This window comes from uncultured Phycicoccus sp. (assembly GCF_947495705.1).
GTDB lineage: Bacteria > Actinomycetota > Actinomycetes > Actinomycetales > Dermatophilaceae > Phycicoccus.
Map to the genome: position 1 here is coordinate 674133 of NZ_CANLZR010000001.1, position 20852 is coordinate 694984.

Here is a 20852-nt window from a genome sequence, read left to right on the forward strand (position 1 = left end):
GCGGGTGACTCGCCGGGGCCGCGCGAGGAGGGGGAGCGCCCCGGTCAGCCGACGGGGGAGTCCTCCCGGTCCTCGGCCTCCCGGCGTCGCCGCTGCGGCCGCAGCAGCCCGGCCCAGAGCCGGCGTCCCTCCTCGGGCAGCATGAGCGCGCGGTACCGGGCGATGCGCCGGCGGCGGCCGAGCGCGCCCCGCCACACGGTGCGGGCGTCCCCGGACACGTCCGGCAGGGGGGCTCCCGGCCGGGCGTACCGCGCCTTCTCGAGGGTGTCGACGACGCGGCCGAGCGCGGCGTCCTCGTCCGGGCTCAGGTAGGCGGACCGCCCGATCTCACGGGAGGCCTGGCGGGGGGTGGCCCCGTCGCTGGGCACGAACCCGATGTCACCGAGCCGGGACAGCAGCGACTGCCATTCGGCCTCGACCCGCTCCGCGGCGTCGCGGGCGCGCCGGCGTGCCCTCCGCCGGGCCAGCCAGGCCCCGAGCGGGGTGAGGGCGGCCAGGGCGAGGACGCCGAGCACCCCGAGGACGGTCGTCAGGTGCCGGGAGACGAGGTCGAGCACCCCGGTCGCAGAGGCCGCGCCGACGTCCTGCGGGACGTCGGCGGTCACGTCCTCGAGGGGCCGTGTCGGGTCGGCGGCCGAGCCGGTCGGGGAGGGGCTCGGCGCGGCGGTGGGGTTCTCGCCGGGGCCGGTCGCCTCCTGGGTGTACGCCGGCGGGAGCCCGCTGCGGATGCCGGGGGTGGGCTCGAACCGCACCCACCCCAGGGCGGGGAAGTACAGCTCGGGCCAGGCGTGGGCGTCGTCGGCGCGCACGACCCGGTCGTCGCCGTCGGGGGCTCCGGGCAGGAAGCCGACGGCCATCCGGGCGGGGATCCCCGCGGCCCGCGAGAGCATGATCATCGCGCTCGAGAACTGCACGCAGTAGCCGGCCCGCGTCTCCAGGAACCGCACGAGCGGCTCCTCCGGGCGGCGGCCGTCGGCCGTCTCCTCGACGAGGTCCTCGGAGTAGGTGTACTGGGGGCCGCGCAGGTGGTCCTGGATGGCGATGGCCTTCTCGATGGGGCTGTCGGCGTCGACGGTGATCCGCTCCAGGAGCGCACGGACGGCCGCCTCCGACCCGGGGTCGAGCTGCAGGTCGTTGCCGGGTGCGGGCGCGGCGCCGATGCTGCCCCGGAACTGCGCCGGGGTCGGCAGGAGGCTGACGTACTCGACGGTGTACTCGCTCACCGGGGCCGTCAGCTCGACCAGCCCGGCGCCGGTGACCCGCCAGGTCCCGGTGGGGAACGGTGAGCCGATCGCGTTCTCGGGCAGCGCGACCTGGGGGACCCCGATGAGGGAGCGGGACACCTCGATCCGCTCCGTCGTGCGCTCGACGTCGGGGCTGGCGCTCGTCCCGGGCAGCTGGCCGTCGAGCGGGATGTAGGTGGCTTCCGACGAGGTCCGCCACTGGCCCCGCCGGTAGGTGTCGAGCAGGCCGACCCGCAACGGCTCCGGGGTGCTGTCGGTCGTCCGGTACACGAGGACGGGCTCCTGCGAGCGGTCGGCGAGGTCGCGGGCGATGTCGATGCTCGTCGACAGCCGCACCGCCCCACCGGAGCCCGACCCGCCGTCGCCGCGAGCCAGCCCGTCGGCGACGAAGGTCGTCGGCAGGTGGGGGACGAGCCCCGGGACGACGACGGCGGCCGCCAGCGCGACGACCCCCACGACACGCCCGATCGACGCGAAGGCTCCGGCCGGGTCGGCGGAGGTGGAGGCGCCCTCGGCCGCCGTGCCGCCCCACGCTCGCAGCGACAGCACACCCTGGCGCCCGACGAGGGCCAGCCAGCACAGCGCCGGCGGGACGACGAGCCACGCCGCCAGGCCCGAGGTGGTGTTCGTCGCTGCCGACAGGAACGCGGTGAGCAGCGGGATGCCGGCCAGGGCAGGGCTCCGGTAGGTGATCGCCATGGCGTCGACGGCGAGGGCGGTGAGGCCCACGAGGAGGCTGATGCCCAGGACCGTGCCCCGGTCGGCCGGAGCAGGCGCGGTGTACGTCGTGATCGTCGTGTAGGCGTCGGTGAGGATGATCCCGAACGCGTGCCCGGTCTCGGGAACCGGGAGCACGCCGCGCCAGAGGTGCCCCTGGCCGTGGAGCAGCGAGACCCCCTCGAGGAGGACGAGGGCCTGGCCGGCGACGACGACGGGACGCACGCTCGTCAGGGCGCGCAGGCCGATGCCGGCCAGGGCGACGGCGAGCACGAGGACGGCGCTCGGTCGGACCCACGCTGTGGCGGGCGTGAACAGGTCGACGAGCGGGAGGGTGACGAGCAGGGTCGCCAGCGCCGCGAGGGCGACGTCGGCCGGGCGGGCGCGGTTCACCGGGCAGCCCCCGCCAGCGACCCACCGACGACCGTGGCCCAGGCCTCGGCGGGGGTGGTGGCGGCCCCGACCGACAACGTGAGCCAGCCGGAGGCCGTCAGCATTGCGCAGGTCGCACCGGTCGACCCGTCAGCGGTGCCGGCGGGGGAGCCGGCGCCGTCCCCCGCCGCCCGGCGCCCCCCGAACGAGCGGGGGTCGATGACGAGGGCGAGGGCGCTCGACCCGGGCTGGCGCAGGGCGGCGAGGGCGTGGGCGTCGTCATCGGGGAGCGGGCCCCCGACGTAGACGACGAGGCCGCCCTGCGCGGTGAGCCCGCTCGCGTCGTGCAGGACCGCGCGGGTGGCGTCCTCGCCGGTGAGGCCGACCCGGGCCAGCGAGTCGAGGGCGCCGTGGAGGGTGTCGTCGTGGCGGGACCCGTGCTCGGAGGAGGGGTCGGCGACGAGGAGGTGGACGGCGTACCCGGAGTCGACGAGGTGGGCGACCACCGACGCGGCCGTCGTCACGCACCACTCGATGGACCCGGCGCGGCCCGACCCGGCATGCCCGGCGGCGCGGCTGTCGAGGAGCACGACGGCCCGGCGCTTCGCGGGCCGGTCCTCCTGGCGGACCATGAGGTCGCCGGTGCGGGCGGTGGCGGGCCAGTGGATGCGGCGCAGGTCGTCGCCGTCGCGGTACTCCCGGATCGTCTGGTCGTCCTCACCGTGCAGGGCCACCATGTGCGGCACGGACCCCTCGGAGCCGATCCCGCTCCCGAGCGACCGACCCTCCGACAGGGGCACGACGCGGGGGAGCACGACGACCTCCGCCTCCCCGCTGACGGCCGCCGTGCGCAGGGAGAGCCCGAAGGGGTCCCGGACCCGCACCCGCAGCGGGCCGACCCGGTGCACGCCGCGGGTGTGCGAGCGGACGCCGTACTGCAGCTCCCGGGTCGCGCCCGGGCGCAGCGCCGGCAGGACGAACCGCGGGCGGTCGCCGAGGGCGTAGTCGATGGACTCCTCGGCCATGAGGATCGGGGTGGGGGTCGCCTCGGCGTTGCGGACCGTGACGGTGACGAGCGAGCGCTGGTCGATGGCCACCTGGCCGGGCGCGACGGTGCGCGCCACCTCGAGCCGCAGCCCGTGCCGACGGACGAGGAGCAGCGACAGGGCGGTGAGCGCGAGCAGGAGCACCCCGACCCGGGTGATGTCGACCTGACCGAGGACGATCCCGGCGAGGACGAGCACGGCCCCGCAGCCGGCGAACGAGGCTCCCCGGGTCGTCAGTGTCCGCTGGAGTGCGCGCACGGGCGGCTCACCGGGTGGGGGCGGGCACGCGGACCCGCTGGAGCAGGTCGGCGAGGACGTCGGAGGTGGTGCGCCGGGCCATCTGGGTCTCGCCCGTCGGGATGAGCCGGTGGGCGAGGACGGGGCCGGCGATCTGCTGGATGTCGTCGGGGAGGACGTGGTCGCGGCCGGCGAGGGCGGCGTGGGCGCGGGCGGCCCGGAGCAGGTGCAGCGTGGCGCGGGGCGAGGCGCCGAGACGCAGCGCCGTGCTGCTGCGGGTCGCCTGGGCGAGGTCGACGATGTACTGGCGGACGGCGGCGGAGGCGTGCACGGTGCGGACGGCGTCGATCATCGTCTGGATGGTCGCGGCGTCGGTGACCGACCGGAGCGCCTCGAGCGGGGAGACGCCACCGTGCAGCTCGAGCATGTCGAGCTCGGAACGCGCGGAGGGGTACCCCATCGAGATCCGGGCCATGAACCGGTCGCGCTGGGCCTCGGGCAGCGGGTAGGTGCCCTCCATCTCGATGGGGTTCTGGGTGGCCATGACGATGAACGGGCGGGGGAGGACGTAGGTCGTGCCGTCGACGGTGACCTGCCCTTCCTCCATCGACTCGAGCAGCGCGCTCTGGGTCTTGGGCGAGGCGCGGTTGATCTCGTCGCCGACGACGACGTTGGCGAAGATCGCGCCGGGGCGGAACTCGAAGTCGCGGACGTCCTGGTTGTAGACCGAGACCCCGGTGATGTCGCTGGGCAGCAGGTCGGGGGTGAACTGCACGCGGCGCACCGAGGCGTCGATGCAGCGCCCGAGGGTCTTGGCGAGCAGCGTCTTGCCGGTGCCCGGCACGTCCTCGACGAGCAGGTGGCCCTCGGCGAGCAGGACGGTGATGGCCGTCCGCACCACGGACTGCTTGCCCTCGATGACGGAGTTCATCGCGCTCGCCAGGGTGCTCGACACCTGGAGCACCTGGTCGAGCGAGGCGCCGCGGACGGCGGGGTCGCTGGTCGTGCGGGGGTCGTGCTCGAGATCGCTCACGGGGGTCCCTTCCTCGGTCCGTGCCCACCCAAACGATCCGGGCCGTCGGAGTGTGCCCTCGATCTTCCTCCACGACGGCCTCCCCGGACAGGCTTCGCGCCCCACCGTGCTCCCCGACGGTCGAGCCTTCGGCGCCCCGACGGCGTCTGCGGCATGCCGCCGGGTCCGGTACGGCGATGGGATGACGATCTTCCCCCACTTCGCACCACCTGCTCTCACCTGCGCAGACAGAGGAGAATCGCGGCGACTTCTCTCAAAACGGGTGTCTACAGGAGGCGTAGTGGAGTAAAGTGGAGCGAACCGGAGGCAGAGGGAGCCACCGAACGGGTCGAGGAGGTGGCGTGGTGGACGAGTTCCTCGGCACCCACACGCCCCGGCTCGACGACAAGGGCCGGCTCTTCCTCCCGGCCAGGTTCCGCGGCGCCCTCGCCGACGGGCTCGTCGTCACCCGTGGTCAGGAGGGCTGCCTCTACGTGTTCCCGACCTCCGAGTTCCACCGCATCTCCCAGGAGATGCAGGCCGTGTCCGGCTCCACCAAGGGCGTGCGCGACTTCATCCGGGTCTTCCGGGCCAGCGCCCACCCCGACACCCCGGACAAGCAGGGCCGGGTCACCGTCCCCCAGGCGCTGCGCGCCTACGCCGGCCTGGACAAGGACTGCACCGTCATCGGCAACGGCAGCCGCCTCGAGGTCTGGGACACCACCCGGTGGACCGAGTACCTCGACCAGGTCATGCCGGCCTACTCCGCGTACTCCGCCGGGACCGAGGAGGTGGTCCCCGGCCTCTGAGCCCCGCGACCTCCCTCCGCCGTCACCACCGCCCCCGACCTCGACCCGACCCGACCGCAGGCCTCCAGCCGACCCGGCACCCGACGCGACTTCCCCCGCGCCGGGCACGGATCGGATGGGGACCCGTTGCCGGGTCGGCCCGCACCGGCACCCGCCCACCACCGCCCACCACCACACCCGGCACCCACCCGCACCCAGAAGAGAGAGGAGGACGACATGGCCAGCCGCGGAGCCCCCGACAGCCGGCACGTGCCCGTGCTGCTCGACCGTGTCGTCGACCTCCTCGCCCCCGCCCTCGACGCCGAGGGCAGCGTGTGCGTCGACGCGACGCTCGGCATGGGTGGCCACACCGAGGCCCTGCTTCGGCGCTGCCCGAACGCCCGGGTCGTCGGGCTCGACCGTGACACCGAGGCCATCGCACTCGCGCAGGAGCGGCTGGCGCCCTTCGGTGACCGCTTCACCGCCGTCCACGCCGTGTACGACGAGGTCGCCGACGTCCTCGGGCAGGTCGCCGACGGTACGGCGGCGGGCATCCTCTTCGACCTCGGTGTCTCCTCCTTCCAGCTCGACGAGGCCGACCGCGGGTTCGCCTACCGGCACGACGCCCCGCTGGACATGCGGATGGACCAGATGCGGGGGATCACCGCCGCCGACGTCCTCAACACCTACGAGCACGGCGACCTCGCGCGCATCCTCAAGTCGTACGGCGAGGAGCGGTTCGCCGGCCGGGTCGCCTCCGCGATCGTCCGGGAGCGCGAGAAGGAGCCCTTCACGACGTCGGCGCGCCTCGTCGAGGTCGTGCGCGCAGCGGTCCCGGCGGCGTCGCAGCGCACCGGGGGCCACCCGGCGAAGCGGACCTTCCAGGCCCTGCGCATCGAGGTGAACGCCGAGCTCGACGTGTGGCAGCGCGCCGTCGACGCGGCCATCGGGGCGCTCGCGCCCGGTGGCCGGATCGTCGTCCTGTCGTACCACTCGCTCGAGGACCGCATCACCAAGCGCGCGCTGGCCGCGGGCGCCCACAGCCGGACCCCGGCGGGCATGCCGGTCGAGCGTCCGGAGGACGCCCCCTACCTCCGTCTCCTCACCCGCGGCGCCGAGATCCCCTCGGACGCCGAGCAGCACACCAACCCCAGGTCCGCCTCGGCCCGCCTCCGGGCGGCCGAGCGTCTCTCGCCGAAAGGAGCCTCCGCATGAGCCAGTCCGCCGCGGCCCGGCCGCAGCACCGTCCCGCCGTCCGGCGCGCCACCGCGCCTGCCCCGCGCCGCCTGCGGGTCGTCGCGCCCGCGGCCGCCGAGGGCAACGCGGTCTTCCTCGCGCTCTGCGTGGCTCTGCTGCTCGGCGGCTTCGTCGGGGTCCTCGTCCTCAACACGGCGATGGCGAAGGGGTCGTACACGATGCGCGACCTCCAGCACCGCTCGGACGAGCTCAACGACACCCAGGACGAGCTGCGGCACGCCCTCGACGCGGTGTCCGGCCCGGGCCCGCTCGCCCGCGAGGCCCGTGCCCTCGGGATGGTGCCGGCCGAGACGGCGGCGTTCCTGCGGCTCGCCGACGGGAAGGTCGTCGGCGTGGCGTCGAAGGCCGGTGCCAACCAGCGCTTTAGCGTTGTCACCGAGTCCTCGTCCCTGTCGACCTCCTCCACCCCGAGCCGCTGACCCCCCGCGAGGAACCGGAGCACCCGTGACGCCACCGAAGACCCCGCCGCCCTCGGGGCGGCGACCGACCGGCACCCGGCCGGCCGGTGCGCGGCCGCAGAACCCGCCGCGGGCGAACGGCTCACCGCGACCGAAGAACACCGCGCGACCGAAGCCGGCGCCGCGACCGAAGAACAGTCCGCGACCGACGTCGGCGGCGACGCCGACGGCGAAGCCGGCGACCACGCGGCGCCCCGCGGCCGCGCGCGGCAGCGGCACCGGCGGTCCCCGCCGCCCGGCGCCCCGGCGCGGCGGGCCGGGACCCAACCCGCGCCGGCGGATGCGGGCGCTGACGATGGCGACGATCTTCACCCTCAGCGTCTTCGGCGCCCAGCTCGTGCGGATCCAGGGCCTCGACGCCCACGCCGTCGCGGCCGAGGCCGAGAGCAAGCGCGTGACCGCCCAGATCATCCCCGCGATGCGCGGCCAGATCCTCTCCGCCGACGGCACCGTGCTCGCCTCGAGTGTCGTGCGGGAGGTCGTCGTCGCCGACCAGACGGCGGTGTGCACGTACGGCACCGGGAAGAACACGTGCGACCCGGCGACCTCGCCGGCGGCGGTCCAGGCCGCCGCGCAGCGGCTCGCGCCCCTGCTCGGGACACCGGTGAGCGAGCTGGTGACCCAGCTGACCGGCGAGAGCCGGTACCGGATCCTCAGCAAGAACGTCACACCGCTGCGGTGGAACACGATCGCCGAGCTCGGCATCCCCGGCATCGCCCGCGACCGGCGCGAGACCCGCTCCGAGCGCACCTACCCGCAGGGCACGACGACGGCCGCCCTCGTCGGTTACGTCATCGACAACGGCAAGCCCGGCGGCGGTGTCGAGCTGATGGTCGACGAGCAGCTCCAGGGCACCCCCGGCAAGCAGACCTTCGAGCAGGGCCAGAACGGCACCGCGATCCCGGCGGGGGAGAGCAGCATCACCCCGGCCGTCGACGGCCGCGACGTGACGCTGACGATCAACTCCTCGCTGCAGTGGTACGCGCAGAACTCCCTCGCGCAGCGGATCAAGGAGACCAAGGCCGAGTCCGGCACGATCGTCATCATGAACGCGAAGACCGGCGACCTCCTGAGCGTCGCGTCGTACCCGACCTTCGACCCGAACACCGACATCGGGAAGCAGGGCGCCGAGCTCGACAACAAGGCGTTCAGCGACGTGTTCGAGCCCGGCTCGACGGCGAAGATCATGACCATCGCGGCCGCGCTCGAGGAAGGCACCGTCACCCCGTCGACCCCGGTCGTCATCCCCAACCGCCTGCCGCGCCACGACGCCCGGTTCAAGGACAGCCACGAGCACCCGACCCAGTACCGCACCGTCGCCGGCACCCTCGCCGAGTCGAGCAACATCGGGACCATCCTCGTCAGCGAGACGCTGAAGTCCTCGACCCTGGAGCGCTACTTCCGCAGCTTCGGGCTCGGCACCCGGTCCGGGCTCGGCTACCCCGGTGAGTCCGCCGGCATCCTCTCCGAGTCCTCGACGTGGAGCGGCACCCAGCGCGCCACCGTCGCGTTCGGCCAGGGCGTCTCGGTCACCGCGATCCAGGACGCGTCGGTCTTCCAGACCATCGCCAACGGCGGCGTCCGGGTCGCGCCCCGGCTCATCGACAGCGTCACCGAGGCCGACGGCACGGTCCGCGAGATGCCCGCGGCGACGTCGTCGCGGGTCGTGTCCGAGAAGACCGCCAACGACGTCTCGCGGATGCTCGAGGGCGTCGTGAGCGACGAGGGCACCGCCGAGGAGGCCATGGTCGCCGGGTACCGGGTGGCGGGCAAGACCGGCACGGCCGACTTCTACGACGAGAGGGTGGGCAAGTACCGCGGCTTCACGGCGAGCTTCATCGGCTACGCCCCGGCCGACGACCCGGAGATCGTCGTCGCCGTCATCGTCCAGAAGCCCGTGTACCCGTACTTCGGCGGCTACGTGGCGGGCCCGGTCTTCAAGGACGTCACGACGTACGCGCTCCAAGAGCTGAAGATCCCGCCGACCGGCCGCAAGCCCCCGAAGGTCACCCTCGCGGTCGACCCCGAGAAGGCCCTGAAGGACCCCACCGTCCTGCGTGACGGCGTCGAGCACCCCAGACGGTAGGGTCCTGCGCGTGCTTTTCCCCCGGCCCACCTCGCAGCGCCACACCCCGCTCCGCGAGGTCGCGGCCCTCGTCGGCGCCGCCCGTCCCGGGCCCGACCCGGACGTCCTCGGGGCGACCCTGGACTCCCGGGCCGTGCGCCCCGGCGACCTGTACGCCGCCCTGCCCGGAGCCCGGGCCCACGGTGCCGACTTCGCCGCCGCCGCCGCCGGGTCCGGAGCCGTCGCCGTCCTCACCGACGAGGACGGGCTGCGCCGGATGACGGCGGCGGGCGTCGACCTGCCGGCTCTCGTCGTCGGCGACCCGCGCGCCGTGCTCGGTGCCGCCGCCGCCCGGATCTACGGGACCGAGTCGGCGCCGCTGTGGCTCCTCGGCATCACCGGGACCAACGGGAAGACGACCACCGCCTACCTCGTGCACTCGGCGCTCGTCGCGCTCGGCCGCGAGCCGGGGCTCATCGGCACCGTCGAGACCCGGATCGGCGCCGAGCGCGTCGGCAGCGTGCGCACGACCCCGGAGGCGTCCGAGCTGCACGCCCTCTTCGCGGTCATGGCCGAGCGCGGCCTCGACGGCTGCGTCATGGAGGTGTCGAGCCACGCCCTGGCCCAGCACCGGGTCGACGGGGCGGTGTTCGACGTCGCGCTCTTCACCAACCTGTCCCAGGACCACCTCGACTTCCACGACGGGATGGAGGACTACTTCGCCGCGAAGGCGTCGCTCTTCACCCCCGAGCGGGCCCGCCGCGGCCTCGTGTGCGTCGACGACGCGTGGGGGCGCCGGCTCGCCGGCTCCGCCGGGGTGCCGGTGCAGACCATCGCGACGGGCGACGACACCGCCGACTGGGTCATCCACCCCGACGACCGCGACCCCGCGGCGTTCCGGCTCACCGGCCCCGACGGGGTCGACCTCGCGCTGCGGTCCCGGCTGCCGGGCGCCTTCAACGTCACGAACACCGCGATGGCCGCCGCCGCCCTGGTGCTGCTCGGCGAGGACCCGGCCGCCGTCGGTGACGCCGTGCTGGCCGACCCGCACGTCCCGGGGCGGATGGAGCGCGTCGTCGTCGACGGGGTCGCGGTCCAGCCGCTCGCCGTCGTCGACTACGCCCACACCCCGGACGCCATCGGCGCCGCCCTGCGCGCCCTGCGCCCCACCACCCCCGGTCGGCTCGTCTGCGTCACCGGGGCCGGCGGGGACCGCGACCGCGACAAGCGCCGCGCCATGGGGGCCGCCGCCGCCGAGGTCGCCGACCTCGTCGTCGTCACCGACGACAACCCGCGCTCGGAGGACCCCGCCGCCATCCGGGCCGCCGTCCTCGAAGGGGTCGAGTCGGTGCGGGCCTCCGGGCGTGAGGTCGCGGTCACCGAGATCGGCGACCGCCGGCAGGCCATCCGGGAGGCCGTCGCCGCCGCCTGGCCCGACGGGGCCGACGCCGCCGTCGCGGTGGTCGGCAAGGGCCACGAGACCGGGCAGGACGTCGGGGGGGTCGTGCACCCCTTCGACGACCGCGACGAGCTGCGGGCCGCGCTGCGCCGGGCGGCCGAGGCGGTGCCGCGGTGATCCCGATGACCCTCGTCGAGGTCGCGGTCGTCACCGGCGGCCGGCTCGTCGGCATTCCCGAGGAGCAGGCCGCCTCGGTGCTCGTCGACGGCCCGGTCGTCACCGACTCGCGCGAGGCCGGCCCCGGCGGGCTGTACGTGGCCCGGGTCGGTGAGACCGCAGACGGCCACGACTTCGTCGACGCCGCGGCGGAGGCCGGCGCGGTCGCCGCCCTCACGACGCGCCCGGTGCCGGGACGTGCCTGTGTCCTCGTCCCGGACACCCAGGACGCCTTCGCCCGGCTGGCCCGTGCGGTGGTCGACCGGTCGCTGGACCTCGCCGTCGTCGGCATCACCGGGTCCTCGGGCAAGACGAGCACCAAGGACCTCCTCGGCACCGTCCTCGCCACGGCGGGCCCGACGGTCGCGCCCGTCGGCTCCTACAACTCCGAGGTCGGCGTCCCCCTCACCGTGTGCCGGGTGACCCCCGAGACCCGCTACCTCGTCGTCGAGATGGGCGCCCGCGGGGCGGGGCACATCGCCTACCTCGCCGAGATGGCCCCACCGCGGATCGGGGTCGTGCTCAACGTCGGCACCGCCCACGTCGGGGAGTTCGGCTCGCGCGAGGCGATCGCCCGGGCCAAGTCCGAGCTGCCCGCCGCCCTGCCGGCCGCGACCGGCGTGGCGGTCCTCAACGCCGACGACCCCGCCGTGCGCGCCATGGCCGACGTCACCGGCGCCCGGGTCGTCCTCGTCGGCGAGGCCGAGGAGGCCGCGGTGCGGGCCACCGACGTCACCCTCGACGCCGCTGGCCGGCCCCGGTTCACGCTGACGACCCCCGCCGGCCCGGCCGAGGTGGCGCTCGGCCTCGTCGGCCGGCACCACGTCGCCAACGCCCTCGCCGTCGTGGCCGTCGCCCTCGAGCTCGGCCTCGCCCTCGACGACGTCGTTCCCGCCCTCGCCGCCGCCCGGCCGGTGAGCCGCTGGCGGATGGAGGTCAGCGAGCGCAGCGACGGCGTCACCCTCGTCAACGACGCGTACAACGCCAACCCCGACTCGATGCGGGCCGCCCTGGAGGCGCTGGAGCGGATGGGGGAGGGCCGGCGGACGTGGGCGGTGCTCGGCACCATGCTCGAGCTCGGCGCCGAGTCCGACGCGCTCCACGCGCAGGTCGGTGCCGAGGTCGTCGCCCGCGGTGTCGACGAGCTGGTCGTCGTCGGCGACGCCGCCCGCCCGCTCGCCGACGGCGCGCGCGCGGCCTCGGGCGGGACGCGGGTGCGTATCGTCGCGGATGCCGACGCCGCCGAGGCCCTGCTGCGGGCCGAGCTGCGGCGCGGCGACGTCGCCCTGTTCAAGTCGAGCCGGGACGCCGGGCTACGGTTGCTCGGAGACCGACTGGCAGCACCCCTGGAGGAGCAGACGTGAAGGCCGTGCTCATCGCCGCCGTCGTGTCGCTCGTCTTCTCGCTCTTCGGGACCCCGACCTTCATCCGCTTCCTCGTGCGCAAGGGCTACGGCCAGTTCATCCGGGACGACGGCCCCACCTCGCACCACACCAAGCGCGGCACCCCGACGATGGGCGGGGCCGTCATCGTCGTCAGCTCGCTCGCGGCGTACGCGGTCGCGCACCTCGTGACGGGGCAGACGCCGTCGGTCAGCGGGCTGCTCGTCCTCTTCCTCATGGCCGGGATGGGCCTGGTCGGGTTCCTCGACGACTACATCAAGATCAGCAAGCAGCGCAGCCTCGGGCTGCGCTCGCGGCAGAAGCTGGCCGGGCAGACCCTCGTCGCCGTCACCTTCGCCGTCCTGGCGCTCCAGTTCCCCAACCACGCGTTCCGCACCCCGGCGTCGACCGCCGTGTCGTTCGTGCGCGACACCCCGCTCAACCTCGCGTTCGCCGGCAGCGTGGTCGGGATCATCCTGTTCGTCATCTGGGCGAACGTCATCGTCGCGGGCACCTCGAACGGGGTGAACCTCACCGACGGCCTCGACGGGCTCGCGACCGGCGCCTCCGTCATGGTCTTCGCGTCCTACGTCCTCATCGGCATCTGGCAGTTCAACCAGAACTGCCAGTGGAACCCGGGCACGAAGTGCTACGAGGTGCGCGACCCGCACGACCTCGCCATCGTCGCCGCCTGCGGGATGGGAGCGTGCTTCGGCTTCCTGTGGTGGAACGCCTCGCCGGCCAAGATCTTCATGGGCGACACGGGGTCGCTCGCCCTCGGCGGCGGGCTCGCCGGGCTCGCGATCCTCACCCGCACCGAGCTGCTCGTCGTCATCCTCGGCGGCCTGTTCGTCACGATCACCCTGTCGGTCATCATCCAGGTCGCCTCGTTCAAGACCACGGGCAAGCGGGTGTTCCGGATGGCGCCGCTCCAGCACCACTTCGAGCTGCTCGGGTGGCAGGAGGTCACGATCGTCATCCGGTTCTGGATCATCGCCGGGCTCTTCGTCGCACTCGGGCTCGGGCTGTTCTACGCCGAGTGGGTGGTGGGCGCCGGATGAGCGGGGTCCCCGACCGCCTCGCCACACTCACCCACCGGGACGCCGACTGGGCGGGGCTGCGCGTCGTCGTCGCCGGGCTCGGCGTCAGCGGGTTCGCGGCCGCCGACGCCCTGCTCGAGCGGGGCGCCCACGTCGTCGTCGTCGACGCCGCCGAGCCCGCCGCGGGCTCGGTGATGGCCGAGCGGGCCCGCATCCTCGACATCCTCGGCGCGGCGCTCCGGCACGGCGACGAGGCGGTCTCGCACCTGCCGGACGAGCCCGTCGACCTCGTCGTCACCTCGCCGGGCTGGCGGCCGGACCAGCCGCTGCTCGCCGCGGCCGCCGCGGCGGGTGTCGCCGTGTGGGGCGAGGTCGAGCTGGCCTGGCGGATGCGCCCGCGCGAGGGCGCCGCACCGTGGCTCACCGTCACCGGGACCAACGGCAAGACGACGACGGTCCAGATGCTCACGGCGATGCTGCGCGCCGCGGGGCTGCGTGCGTGCAGCGCCGGCAATGTCGGCACCCCGCTGCTCGAGGTCGTGATGGACCCCCAGCCCTACGACGTCGTCGCCGTCGAGCTGTCGAGCTTCCAGCTGCACTGGTCGCACTCGATCGCGCCCCGGGCCTCCGCGTGCCTGAACATCGCCCCGGACCACGTCGACTGGCACGGCTCGCTCGCCGAGTACGCACGGGCGAAGGGGCGGGTGTACACGAACACCGAGGTCGCCTGCGTCTACAACGTCCAGGACGAGGCGACGATGCACCTCGTCGAGGACGCCGACGTCCAGGAGGGCTGCCGCGCCGTCGGGTTCACCCTCGGGGTCCCCGGGCTCTCGCAGGTCGGGCTCGTCGACGACGTCCTCGCCGACCGGGCCTTCGTCGACGAGCGCCGGACCTCCGCCGCCGAGCTCGGCACCCTCGAGGACCTGCGGGCGGGCCCCGACGCGCCGGCGCCCGCGCCGCACCTCGTTGCCAACGCGCTCGCCGCCGCGGCGCTGGCCCGGGCCCACGGCGTCCCGCCCGCCGCGGTCCGCCAGGGGCTGCGCGACTTCGTCCCCGAGCCGCACCGCATCGCCGACCTCGGCACCGTCGCCGGGATCCGCTGGGTCGACGACTCCAAGGCCACCAACCCGCACGCCGCCGCCGCGAGCCTCACCGCGTTCGAGCACGTCGTCTGGGTCGCGGGTGGGCTGCTGAAAGGCGCCGACGTCGACGAGCTCGTCGCCGGGGCCGCCTCCCGCCTGCGCGGGGTCGTCCTCCTCGGGGCCGACCGGGCGGCCATCGCCGAGGCACTCGCCCGACACGCGCCGGATGTCCCGGTCGTCGAGGTCGGGCGCACCGACACTGGTGCCATGGACGCGGTGGTCGAGCATGCCCTCGGGATGGCCCGGGAGGGCGATGTCGTGCTGCTCGCCCCGGCCGCCGCGTCGATGGACATGTTCGCCAACTACGGTGCGCGTGGCGACGCCTTCGCGGCGGCGGTCCGGCGGCTCACCGACCAGGGGTAGCCCGTGACCAGCACGACCGCCCCGGCCCGCCGGCAGGCCGGCGGTGCCTCCAGGCTCCGGGTCTGGGGCGAACGGCTCGACTCCCCGGTGGCCACGTACTACCTGCTCCTGTCGCTCACCGCCGCCCTCGTCGTCTTCGGCCTCATCATGGTGCTCTCGGCCAGCGCGATCGTCTCGCTCGACCGCACCCGGTCGGCGTACACGATCTTCCTCCCGCAGGCCGTGTACGCCGCCGTCGGCGCCGTCGCGCTGCTCGTCGCCTCCCGCATCCCGGTGCTGGGCTGGAAGCGGCTCGCCGTGCCGGTGCTCGTCCTCGGCATCGGGCTCCAGCTGCTCGTGTTCACCCCGCTCGGTGACGCCTTCCAGGGCAACCGCAACTGGATCCGGCTCGGGCCGGTCAGCCTCCAGCCCTCGGAGGTGCTCAAGGTCGGCCTCGTCCTGGCCGGGGGAGCGGTCCTCGCCCGCAAGCGCCGGCACCTGTCGTCGTTCACCCACGTCCTCGTCCCGTACCTCGTGCCGATGGTGGCGACGGCCGTGGCCGCGGTCATCCTCGGGCACGACCTCGGCACGGTCATGGTCATGGGCGCGATCGTCGCGGGCGTGCTCTTCGCCGCCGGCATCCCGCTGCGCTGGTTCGCCATCGCGGCGGTCCCGTTCATCGGCATGGTCGTCGCGTTCGTCGTCACCAGCCCCAACCGGCTCGGCCGCTTCGACGTCTGGCTCGGCCGCGACACCGACGAGTGGGGCGCGGCCCGCCAGCCCCTGCACGGCCGGTACGCCCTCGCCGACGGCGGCTGGCTGGGCCTCGGGCTCGGCCAGAGCCGCGAGAAGTGGGGCCTGCTGTCCGAGCCGCACAACGACTTCATCTTCGCGATCATCGGCGAGGAGCTGGGCCTGCCGGGCAGCCTGGCCATCCTCCTGCTCTTCGGCGGGCTGGCCCTCACGTGCTACCGCCTCGTCAGCCGGTCCGACGACTTCTTCGTGCGGGTCGTCACCGCCGGGATCATGACGTGGATCATCGTCCAGGCCGGGGTCAACATCGGCGCCGTCATCGGGCTCCTGCCGGTCATCGGCGTCCCGCTGCCGCTCGTGTCCTCGGGCGGCTCCTCGCTCATCACGACGATGGGGGCGCTCGGCATCCTCCTGTCCTTCGCCCGGCACGAGCCCGGGTGCGCCGACGCCCTGCGCGCCCGGTCCTCCTCGCTGCGCCGGTCGATGGCGGTCGTGTCCGGGGCCGTGCGGCGCGGGAGGGCCTCGTGACCCCGTCCGGGCCGCGCTCGGTGCTGCTGGCCGGCGGCGGCACGGCAGGCCACATCTCGCCGCTGCTGGCCCTGGCCGACTGCCTGCGCCGCCGCGACCCCGACATCGCGGTCGCCGCGCTCGGGACCCGCGAGGGCCTCGAAGCCCGGCTCGTCCCCGAGCGGGGCTACCCCCTGCACGAGATCCCGCGCGTCCCGTTCCCGCGGCGGCCCGACGGCGCGGTGCTGCGGCTCCCACGCGCGCTAGGTGCGGCGGTCGCGGCCGCCCGCCGGGCCATCGACGAGACCGGGGCCGAGGTCGTCGTCGGGTTCGGCGGGTTCGTCGCCTCACCGGCCTACCTCGCCGCCCGCCGAGCCGGGGTGCCCGTCGTCGTCCACGAGGGCAACGCCCGGCCCGGGCTCGCGAACCGCCTGGGGGCGCGGGTGGCCGCGCACGTCGCCGTCGCGTTCCCCGGCACTCCGCTGCGGCGCGCCGTCGTCACCGGGATGCCGCTGCGCTCCGAGATCGCGACGCTCGACCGCCCGGCGCTGCGGGGTCGGGCGCGCGAGCACTTCGGGCTCGAGGAGGACCGCCCCACCCTGCTCGTCACGGGCGGCTCACTCGGGGCGCAGCGCCTCAACGAGGCGTTCGCGGGGGCCGCTGCCGACCTGTCCGGGGCCGGCGTCCAGGTGCTCCACGTCACCGGCTCCGGTAAGACCGTCGAGCCGGGGGACACCTCCGGCGCGCCGTACCGGGTCCTGGAGTACTGCGACCGGATGGACCTCGCGTACGCGGCGGCCGACCTCGCCGTCGTCCGCTCCGGCGCCAACACGGTGTGCGAGCTGAGCGCCGTGGGCCTCCCCGCGGTGTACGTGCCGCTGCCCGTCGGCAACGGCGAGCAGCGGCTCAACGCCGCGGCGGTCATCGGCGCCGGTGGTGGCCTGCTCGCCGAGGATGCCGCCGTCGACGCCGCCTGGGTGCGCTCGGTCGTCCTGCCGCTCGCCCTCGACGAGGCCCGGGTCGCCGCGATGTCGGCCGCCGCGGCGTCGGTGGGGGAGCGCGGCGGCGACGAGCTGCTCGCCGACCTCGTCACCGCGGCCGCGCAGGGGCGCTGACCCCGTGCCCGTCACCAACCCGCGCTTCGACCTCGCGGCGGCCGTCCCCGCCTGGGACGCGCTCGGTGCCGTGCACCTCGTCGCCATCGGCGGCGCCGGGATGTCCGCCGTCGCCCGGCTGTTGCTGGCCCGAGGGGTGACCGTCAGCGGCTCCGACGCCGCCGACACCCCGGTGCTCGCAGCGCTGCGGTCCGCGGGCGCCACCGTCTCGGTGGGGCACGACGCGGCCCACCTCCGGGGCGTCGACACCGTCGTCGTCTCCTCGGCCGTCCGCGAGGACAACCCCGAGCTCGCCGCGGCCCGAGCTGCGGGGCTGCGGGTGCTCCACCGCGCGCAGGCCCTCGCCGCGCTCATGGCCGGCACCCGGCGGGTCGCGGTGGCCGGCGCCAACGGCAAGACCTCGACGACGGCGATGCTCGTCGTCGCCCTCACCGAGGCCGGAGCCGACCCCTCGTACGCCTGCGGCGGCGAGGTCGCCCAGCTCGGCACCAACGCCGCGCTCGGGGCCGGCGACGCGTTCGTCGTCGAGGCCGACGAGAGCGACGGCACCTTCGTCGTCTACGGCCCGGACGTCGCCGTCGTCACCAACGTCCAGCCCGACCACCTCGACTTCTACGGCACGCCCGCCGCCGTCGCCGATGCGTACGCGGAGTTCGCGGCGACCGTGGCGCCGGGCGGCCTGCTCGTCGCGAGCCAGGACGACCCCGGGGCGCGCGCCCTCGCCGACGCCGAGCGCGCCGCCGGCCGCCGGGTCGTCACGTTCGGGGTCGACCCGGCGGCCGACCTGCGCGTGCTCTCGAGCAGCCCCGACGGCCTCGGCACCCGCTCGGTCGTCCGGATGCCCGACGGCAGCGAGCACGAGCTCGTCCTGTCGGTGCCCGGCGCCCACAACGTCGCCAACGCCTGCGCCGCCGTGCTCGCCGGGGTCGTCGGGCTCGGCGCCGACCCCGCGGCGGTCCTGCGTGGCCTGGCCGGCTTCACCGGTGCCCGTCGCCGGTTCGAGCAGCGCGGCGAGGTCGGCGGCGTCACCGTCGTCGACGACTACGCCCACAACCCGGCCAAGGTCGCGGCCGTCGTGGCCACGGCGGCCGACGTCGTCGCGCGCTCCGGAGCCGGCCGGCTGCGGGTGGTCTTCCAGCCGCACCTCTACAGCCGCACCCGCGACTTCGCCGCCGAGTTCGCGGCGGCGCTCGCGCCCGCCGACCACGTCGTCCTCCTCGACATCTACGGCGCCCGGGAGGACCCCGAGCCGGGCGTCACCTCGGCGCTCGTCGGCGACCCGCTCGCGGCACGTCCCGGCAGCCGGGTCGTCGAGGTCGGCCTCGCCCCGGCCGACGCCGTCGCGAGCGTCGTCGCCGCGGCCGGCCCCGGCGACCTCGTCCTCACGGTCGGGGCCGGGGACGTCACCGCGCTCGGCCCGGCGATCGTCGCCGCGCTCCGCGCGCGGGGGACAGGGGAACCCCGATGACCTCCACGCGCACCGACGGGCCGGTCGGCCTCGCGTCGTCGGCCACCCGCTTCCGCGACCGCGCGCTCGAGCACCGGCGGCGGCCCTGGCGGCGCGCCCTCGGTGCCACGGTCGCCGTCGCCACGGTCGCCGGCGTCGTGTGGGTCGGCGGCTGGACCGACGTGCTCGGGGTCCACGACGTCGAGGTCACGGGGGTGTCCGGGGGCGAGGCCGCGGCCGTCGCCGAGCTCGTCGCGGTGCCGACGGGCACGCCCCTGGTGCGGGTCGACACCGAGGCCGTCGAGGCCGCGGTGCGCGCCCGGGTGACCGTCGCCGAGGTCTCGGTGCGGCGCGCCTGGCCGCGCACCCTGGAGGTCGACGTCGTCCCCCGGACGGCCGCCATCGTCCTGAAGAACCCTCAAGGTCGACTTCAGGTCGTGGATGCCACCGGGGTCGCCTTCGGCACCGTGAAGAAGGCCCCGAAGGGCGTTCCGGTCGTCACCGCCGCCGGCGCCGAGGCGACGACCCCGCAGGCCCTCACCGCCGCACTCGCCTTCCTCGAGGCGCTCCCCGACGACCTCGAGCGGCGGGTCACGTCGGTCACGGTGAGCAGCGCCAACCTCGTGACGTTCACGATCGGGTCGCGCACCGTCGTGTGGGGCGGGGCGGACTCCGGCGACCTCAAGGTCCGGGTCCTGCGGGCCCTGCTCACGACGAAGGCGAAGGTCATCGACGTCAGTGCGCCCGAGACGCCCGTCACCCGCTGACCACGGTGTGACCGATGGGGTTCGTGAGGCGGTTGTGACGCGCCACATCTCGCGTGGCAGGATTTCGCATCGGGATGTCGCGACACGCCCCGTCGGAGTTGTGCGAGACCCCCGGGGCCGACGTAGCGTCGTCCCACCAGACACCGTGACCTAACTGTAATCCTCGACGAGAGGTCGAGAGTTACGACTGGCCGCACCGAACGCCCTGACCGAAGTGGAAGGCCCCAGCCGTGGCATCACCCCAGAACTACCTCGCCGTCATCAAGGTCGTCGGCATCGGCGGCGGCGGTGTCAACGCCATCAACCGGATGATCGAGGTCGGCCTCAAGGGGGTCGAGTTCATCGCGGTCAACACCGACGCCCAGGCGCTCCTCATGAGCGACGCCGACGTCAAGCTCGACGTGGGCCGCGAGCTCACCCGCGGGCTCGGCGCCGGCGCCGACCCCGAGGTGGGCAAGAAGGCCGCCGAGGACCACGCCGAGGAGATCGAGGAGGTCCTCAAGGGGGCCGACATGGTCTTCGTCACCGCCGGTGAGGGCGGTGGCACCGGCACCGGTGGCGCGCCCGTCGTCGCGCGCATCGCCCGGGGCCTCGGGGCCCTGACGATCGGTGTCGTGACGCGCCCGTTCACCTTCGAGGGCCGGCGCCGCGCGAACCAGGCCGAGACCGGCATCGCGGCCCTGCGCGAGGAGGTCGACACCCTCATCGTCATCCCCAACGACCGGCTCCTGTCGATCAGCGACCGCGGGGTGTCGATGCTCGACGCCTTCCGCAGCGCCGACCAGGTGCTGCTCTCGGGTGTCCAGGGCATCACCGACCTCATCACGACGCCCGGCCTCATCAACCTCGACTTCGCCGACGTCAAGTCGGTCATGCAGGGCGCCGGCTCGGCGCTCATGGGCATCGGCTCGGCGCGCGGCGAGGACCGCGCGGTGCAGGCCGCCGAGCTGGCCATCTCGAGCCCGCTGCTCGAAGCGAGCATCGACGGCGCCCACGGCGTGCTGCTCTCGATCCAGGGCGGCAGCGACCTCGGCCTGTTCGAGATCAACGAGGCCGCGCGCCTCGTCCAGGAGGCCGCGCACCCCGAGGCCAACATCATCTTCGGTGCGGTCATCGACGACGCCCTCGGCGACGAGGTGCGGGTCACCGTCATCGCCGCCGGCTTCGACGGCGGCGCCCCGGCCCGGCGCGCCGACGACCGCGCGCTCGGCACCATCCAGGGCCGCCCGGTGCCCCCGGCGGTCCCGCCGGCCACTCCCGCGGCGCCGCCGGCCCCGGCCGCGCCGACGGGCCAGAGCAACGGCTACGCCCCCCAGGGTGGCCAGGGCAGCCCCGAGCCGGTGCCCGCCTTCGCGCCGGTGGAGCGGCGCGAGTCCCCGGACGCGCCCCCGGCGACCCCCGTCGACGAGGAGGCGCCGGTGCGCACCGAGCGGGAGTCGACGCCGGCCGAGCCCGCGCGCCAGCAGCCGCCGCGCACGGTCACCTTCGACGGCGAGGACGACCTCGACGTGCCGGACTTCCTCAAGTAGACGAGCACTGCGCC

At 75.0% G+C, this 20852-nt stretch carries 16 protein-coding genes; 13 read left to right on the plus strand and 3 right to left on the minus strand.

Features of this window, described 5'->3' with window-relative positions; all coding sequences use genetic code 11:
* Positions 1-44: 44 nt before the first annotated feature.
* The 3 genes from Q0963_RS03130 to Q0963_RS03140 are packed head-to-tail and all read right to left on the minus strand — an operon-like array spanning position 45 to position 4649.
* Positions 45-2354, minus strand: a complete 2310-nt coding sequence (locus Q0963_RS03130) for a DUF3488 and transglutaminase-like domain-containing protein (protein WP_299442294.1) — start codon at positions 2352-2354, stop codon at positions 45-47.
* Positions 2351-3637: a DUF58 domain-containing protein gene (locus tag Q0963_RS03135; RefSeq protein ID WP_299442297.1), complete on the minus strand. Its 1287-nt coding sequence runs from the start codon at positions 3635-3637 to the stop codon at positions 2351-2353. The genes Q0963_RS03130 and Q0963_RS03135 overlap by 4 nt, the downstream gene beginning before the upstream one ends.
* Before the next feature lie 7 nt (positions 3638-3644).
* Positions 3645-4649, minus strand: coding sequence for a MoxR family ATPase (locus Q0963_RS03140; RefSeq protein ID WP_299442300.1), 1005 nt, complete (start codon positions 4647-4649; stop codon positions 3645-3647).
* Positions 4650-4993: 344 nt separating this feature from the next.
* On the opposite strand from Q0963_RS03140, the gene mraZ reads away from it, so the two are divergent.
* The 13 genes from mraZ (at position 4994) to ftsZ (ending at position 20838) form a co-directional block, all read left to right on the plus strand.
* The gene (mraZ, locus tag Q0963_RS03145; RefSeq protein ID WP_299442303.1) at positions 4994-5437 is read left to right on the plus strand and encodes a division/cell wall cluster transcriptional repressor MraZ; all 444 of its coding nucleotides are present in this window, start codon (positions 4994-4996) and stop codon (positions 5435-5437) included.
* 216 nt (positions 5438-5653) lie between these two features.
* Positions 5654-6631 (plus strand): 16S rRNA (cytosine(1402)-N(4))-methyltransferase RsmH, encoded by a 978-nt coding sequence (gene rsmH, locus Q0963_RS03150; protein ID WP_299442306.1) that lies wholly within the window; start codon positions 5654-5656, stop codon positions 6629-6631.
* Positions 6628-7092: a hypothetical protein gene (locus tag Q0963_RS03155; RefSeq protein ID WP_299442309.1), complete on the plus strand. Its 465-nt coding sequence runs from the start codon at positions 6628-6630 to the stop codon at positions 7090-7092. The genes rsmH and Q0963_RS03155 overlap by 4 nt, the downstream gene beginning before the upstream one ends.
* A gap of 334 nt (positions 7093-7426) precedes the next feature.
* Complete coding sequence (locus Q0963_RS03160) at positions 7427-9217, plus strand: penicillin-binding protein 2 (protein ID WP_299442312.1); 1791 nt, start codon at positions 7427-7429, stop codon at positions 9215-9217.
* Positions 9218-9227: 10 nt separating this feature from the next.
* Entirely contained in the window at positions 9228-10772 is a 1545-nt protein-coding gene (locus Q0963_RS03165; RefSeq protein WP_299442315.1) for a UDP-N-acetylmuramoyl-L-alanyl-D-glutamate--2,6-diaminopimelate ligase, read from the plus strand.
* Positions 10769-12175: a UDP-N-acetylmuramoyl-tripeptide--D-alanyl-D-alanine ligase gene (murF, locus tag Q0963_RS03170; protein WP_299442318.1), complete on the plus strand. Its 1407-nt coding sequence runs from the start codon at positions 10769-10771 to the stop codon at positions 12173-12175. Before Q0963_RS03165 ends, murF begins: the two co-directional genes overlap by 4 nt.
* Positions 12172-13254, plus strand: a complete 1083-nt coding sequence (gene mraY / locus Q0963_RS03175; protein ID WP_299442321.1) for a phospho-N-acetylmuramoyl-pentapeptide-transferase — start codon at positions 12172-12174, stop codon at positions 13252-13254. Before murF ends, mraY begins: the two co-directional genes overlap by 4 nt.
* On the plus strand, positions 13251-14741 hold the full coding sequence (gene murD / locus Q0963_RS03180; protein ID WP_299442324.1) for a UDP-N-acetylmuramoyl-L-alanine--D-glutamate ligase: 1491 nt from the start codon (positions 13251-13253) through the stop codon (positions 14739-14741). The genes mraY and murD overlap by 4 nt, the downstream gene beginning before the upstream one ends.
* Positions 14742-14744: 3 nt before the next feature.
* Positions 14745-16001, plus strand: coding sequence for a putative lipid II flippase FtsW (gene ftsW / locus Q0963_RS03185; protein ID WP_299442327.1), 1257 nt, complete (start codon positions 14745-14747; stop codon positions 15999-16001).
* Complete coding sequence (gene murG, locus Q0963_RS03190) at positions 15998-17095, plus strand: undecaprenyldiphospho-muramoylpentapeptide beta-N-acetylglucosaminyltransferase (RefSeq protein ID WP_299442330.1); 1098 nt, start codon at positions 15998-16000, stop codon at positions 17093-17095. Before ftsW ends, murG begins: the two co-directional genes overlap by 4 nt.
* 100 nt (positions 17096-17195) lie before the next feature.
* Entirely contained in the window at positions 17196-18563 is a 1368-nt protein-coding gene (murC, locus tag Q0963_RS03195) for a UDP-N-acetylmuramate--L-alanine ligase (RefSeq protein ID WP_299442479.1), read from the plus strand.
* Complete coding sequence (locus tag Q0963_RS03200; protein ID WP_299442333.1) at positions 18560-19309, plus strand: cell division protein FtsQ/DivIB; 750 nt, start codon at positions 18560-18562, stop codon at positions 19307-19309. Before murC ends, Q0963_RS03200 begins: the two co-directional genes overlap by 4 nt.
* Positions 19310-19539: 230 nt before the next feature.
* The gene (gene ftsZ / locus Q0963_RS03205) at positions 19540-20838 is read left to right on the plus strand and encodes a cell division protein FtsZ (RefSeq protein WP_299442336.1); all 1299 of its coding nucleotides are present in this window, start codon (positions 19540-19542) and stop codon (positions 20836-20838) included.
* Positions 20839-20852: the final 14 nt, after the last annotated feature.